Raw genomic sequence first — 4608 nt, 5'->3', positions numbered from 1 at the left:
ACCCCCACCGGCGCCGCCACCCCGGCGCCAGTAAACCCCGACACCACCAGCTCACGCTCACCGCCATCGAGCAACGACACCTCACCCACCACCACCGACGCATCCGCCACCACCGCCTCAAGCAGCCGACGGTAGAAGCCGGCGATCCGCTCGACGTCGGCGGCATCGAAGACCTCGGTGAGGTAGCTGAACTCAACCCGCAACCGAGCATCGAAACTAACCGCCAAACTCAATGGATAGTGCGTCGCGTCAGCCACTGTGAACCCCTCCACGTGCAGTTCACCCAAGGATTCAAGGAGCTGTCGGAGGGCGGTGGTATTGACGGGGTAGGACTCGAAGGCTAGGGCAGTGTCGAACGTGGCTCCAGGGCCGGCGAGGCGCTGAATGTCGGCCAGGCTGCGATGGTGGTGATCGATCAGAGTCGCTTGTTCGGATTGCAGGCGATGCAGTGCCGCGGTGACGGTTTCGGTGGGGATGATGCGTACGCGGGTGGGCACGGTGTTGATGAGGAGGCCGATCATGGTGTCCACGCCGGGCAGTTCGGCGGGCCGTCCGGAGACGGTGGTCCCGAAGACGACGTCGTCGCGTCCGGTCAAGTGGCTCAGCACGATCGCCCACGCCAGTTGGATGACGGTGTTGAGGGTGACCCCGGTCCGGGCGGCGAAGTCTGCAATGCAGGTGCTGTGCCGGTCGTCGAATTCCAGGACGTGTTTGGCTGGGGCAGAAGCGATTCGGCGGGCCGGATCGACCGCGGCGAGCATGGTGGGTTCGTCCAACCCGGCCAGCGCGTGACGCCATGCCTGTGCTGATTGCTCGGTGTCGATCAGGGCGACCCACTCGAGGTAGTCGCGGAATGGCCGGGACGGCGGCAGCGCTGAATGCTCGCCATCGGCGGCATAGAGGGTGAGGAATTCTTGCAGCAGCATCGGCGAGGACCAGCCGTCGAGCAGGATGTGGTGGTGGGTGATGACCAGCGCAAACTTGTTGTGTCCCTTGGTTACCAGGGTGAAACGCAGCAGCGGCGGGGTGGTCAGGTCGAATTGCTGCAGCCGGTCGGACTGGGTGAATCGGGTGAAGTCCTGGTCGGCGTTGGCCGAGCCGGTGAGGTCCAGTTCGTGCCACGGTACCTCGACCTCGGCGAGGACGACCTGCACCGCGGTGCCCTGCGAGGTGGTGACGAACGCCGTGCGCAAGTTGTCGTGGCGGTCGATGATGCCTTGCGCGGCGGCGTGCAGCCGCGCGGTGTCGACCTCGCCGGCGATGTCGATGACGGTTTGCACGGTGTAGGCGTCGACGGAGGACGCTGCCAGCCGAGCGTGGAAGAACAGGCCCGCTTGCAGCGGCGCCAACGGCCAGACGTCGACCAGGCGGGGGTAACGCGCTTCCCAGGTGGTCAGGTCGCCTTGGGCGATCGATACCAGCGGGAAATCTGAGGGGGTGTGGCCGCCGGCTCCCGGCAGTTGGGTGTGCCGGGCCAATCCGACCAGCGCCGCCCGCCACAGCTCGGCGAGTTCTTCGACGTCGTCTTGGGTGAGTAGTGTTGCCGGATAAGCGATCTGGGCGCTGAATTCGTCATCGAGCACCATCGCGTTGATCTGGATGGTGGCCGGTACGGGCATGTCGGCGTCGGGGGTGCTGGTCAGTGCGGTGAAGTCCGGGGTGACCCACCATGCGCCATCACCGGAGCCGGCCGACAATTCGGTGCCCGCGATACGGCCGAGATAGTTGAACATGAGCTGGGGATGCCCCACATCCGGCAAGGCGCTGGCCCCGGCCGGCGTCAGGTACCGCAAAACGCCGTAGCCGATGCCGTGTTGCGGAATGGCGGCCAGCTGCTCTTTGATCGCCTTGATCAGCACACCGGCGGCTGCCCCGCCGCGCAACACGTCGTCGACATCGATACCGGACACGTCCAGCCGGGCGGGGAACACCGAAGTGAACCATCCCACCGTCTGCGACAGATCCGCCCCGGCCACTACGGCCTCCTCGCGGCCGTGGCCTTCGAGATGAACCAGTACCGAGGATTCGGCGACCCCGCGGCGCGACCGCCACACCGCCACCGCCGCCGCCAATGCCGCCAGCAACCCATCATGCACACCGCTTCGGAACAGCGCCGGCAAGGTGGTCAGCACCGGCTCGAACACCTCGTGCGGTAACCGCAGCCGCACCCGATCCACCGTCGACATCACATCGACACCCGGATCGAAAGGACGAGATCCCATTGACGGATCGGGGCCGTCTGAAATCTGGGCCCACGCCGCCAGCTCGGCGTCGAACTGCCCCCGGCGGGCCGCCTCCTGAAGCCCATGAGCCCATCGGCGCATCGACGTGCCCGCCGGCGGCAGCACAGCACGCCGCCCCGCGGCCACCTGCTCCCACGCCCGCATCAGGTCAAACACAATGATGCGCCACGACACCGCATCGACCACCAGATGATGCGCGACGATGACCAGCCGGCCCGAGCGATCTGAAACACCTTGCACGCCAGTAGGATCCAGCCAGACCATGCGCAGCACCGATCCCGCCGACGGGTTCAACCGATCCACCGCGGCGTCCAGCGTCTCGCTGGCCAGCGACGCCAACTTCTGCGGAAGCACATCGGCCGCAAACGGAACCCGGCACAGCAGCGTATCCACGTCGACAGAACCCATCTCACGGGTCTGCATCCGCCAACCCGCCGACGGTTCCCGCCACAACCGGGCCCGCAACATGTCGTGGCGCGCCATCACCGCCGAAACCGTCTCCACGATTCCCGCCCGGTCCACACCAACCGGCAACTGCACCATCACCGACTGAACGAACCGGTCGAAGCCGCCGCCGCGGTTCACCAGGTCCCACACGATCGGGGTGAGTGGCACGTCACCCACACCGCCGCCGGGTAACTCATCCAGCGCCTGTCCGCTCGGCGCCGTCGCGGCCACCTCCGCCAAGCGAGCAGCTGTCCGGCACTCGAACACATCCCGGGGCGAGAACCACACCCCCCGAGCGCGGCACGCCGACACCACCTGAATCGACACGATGCTGTCCCCGCCTAAGGCGAAGAAGTCGTCGTCGAGCCCAACCCGGTCCAGGCCTAACACCTCGGCGAACACGTCGGCGACGGCTTCTTCGGTCCGGGTCTGCGGCGGCCGGGAAGGTGTGGCGGCAAACACTGGTGCCGGCAACGCCTTTCGGTCGATCTTGCCCGAGGAAGTCAACGGGAACTCGTCGAGCACCATCACCTGAGCCGGCACCATGTAGTCGGGCAACCGCGCGGCCAACCACTGACGCACCGCGGTGATTTTGGTGTTGGTGCGAGGATCATTGGCGTTAGTGGTGTGCTGGTGGGCCCCGGTCCGGGGTAAGTAGAGGCCGGTCAGCGGGCCGGGGTCGGAGATGAAGACGGCATCGACGGTGCCGGGTTGGGCGCCCCAGGTGACGGCGACGTGGTAGCCGGTGGTTTCGCCGAGGCGGTGCAATTCTTCGGGAATGGCCGTGTCGCCGGTGGCTTGCGCGAGTGCATCTGTCAGGGGCAGCCCGTCGGCGACGGCGTGTTCGAGCTGGACGTCGGTGATCAGTCCGGCGCGAGGTATGTGGGTGACGCGCACGGCGGCGGGCCGTAGGGATGTCAACCGGGTGTGCAGTCCGCTCAGCCCGCGCATGCGGCCCACTCCCAGGTTGGTGCGGCGGCCACCGAACGTACCGGTGTGGGAGTTTTGTGGATGATGACGTCATAGCGGTACCGGTTGAGTTCGTTGTCGGCCGATCCGCGTTTGACTTGGATGTCGAGTCCGGCCACCGACGGATGGTCGGCGGCCCAACTGGTAAAGAACTCCGGGGCCAGTAGTAGCTCGCGTTCGCTGAGCATGGCGCGGCGGACCCGCTGGCGGATCTCGGTGGCTTCAATGGTTGGGGCGCCGGCGGTGCGGGCAAGCGCGACGGCGGTGTGGAATGCGCCCTGCAGGGTGTGGTTACGGACGTCGCCGATGAACACCGCCCCGCCCGGGGCCAGCAGATCCACGACCTTGTCGACGAGGCCGGCGAGATATTCCGCGTTAGGGAAGTACTGGACCACCGAGTTGAGAATGACGGTGTCGAAGTAGCCCTGCGGTAGTGACTCGGTGACGTGGGCCGGCCGGGTCAGCAGCTGGACCCGATCACGCCACGGAATCTGCGACTGCTTCAGCGAACGGGCAAGGTTGTCGATGGCCACCGCCGACATGTCGGTGGCCACATAGTGCTCACAGTGCGGGGCGATCTGGGACAACACCAGCCCCGAGCCCGCGCCGATCTCCAACACTCGCCGCGGCCGCAGGGCCATGATCCGATCCACCAGGGCCGAACGCCACTCCACCATCTCCTCGACTGGAATCGGTTCATCGGTGTAGCTGCTGTTCCAGCCCCGAAAATCCATGCCGAGCTCCGACACCTGAATTTCAGCGCGGTACAGCTCGTCGTACATCCATTGCCACTGTTCGACGATTTCGGCGTCTTGAACGACGGTGGAGGCGGGGCTGGTGTGCTCAAGGGTGATGTAGCCGATGAGGTGGGGGGTTCCGGTGGTGGTGTGGTGGATGGTGGCGGCGGCTTGGGTGACCTGCGGGCAGGCCAGTAGGGCGTTTTCGATGT

General features: G+C 66.3%; 1 protein-coding gene and 1 pseudogene. Both read right to left on the bottom strand.

Translation table 11 applies throughout. The features are described from left to right. On the bottom strand, positions 1 to 1349 hold a 1349-nt coding region (locus tag CDN38_RS33415; protein ID WP_420865928.1), incomplete at its 3' end, for a condensation domain-containing protein. 102 nt (positions 1350 to 1451) lie between these two features. Next, a pseudogene (locus tag CDN38_RS33410) lies at positions 1452 to 4608 on the bottom strand (class I SAM-dependent methyltransferase); the annotation flags it as partial.

Origin of the sequence: Mycobacterium ostraviense, assembly GCF_002705925.1 — a bacterium.
In the GTDB taxonomy this organism is placed as follows: domain Bacteria; phylum Actinomycetota; class Actinomycetes; order Mycobacteriales; family Mycobacteriaceae; genus Mycobacterium; species Mycobacterium ostraviense.
The sequence above is the reverse complement of the archived record's forward strand: the minus strand, read 5'-3'. Positions and strand labels throughout refer to the sequence as shown.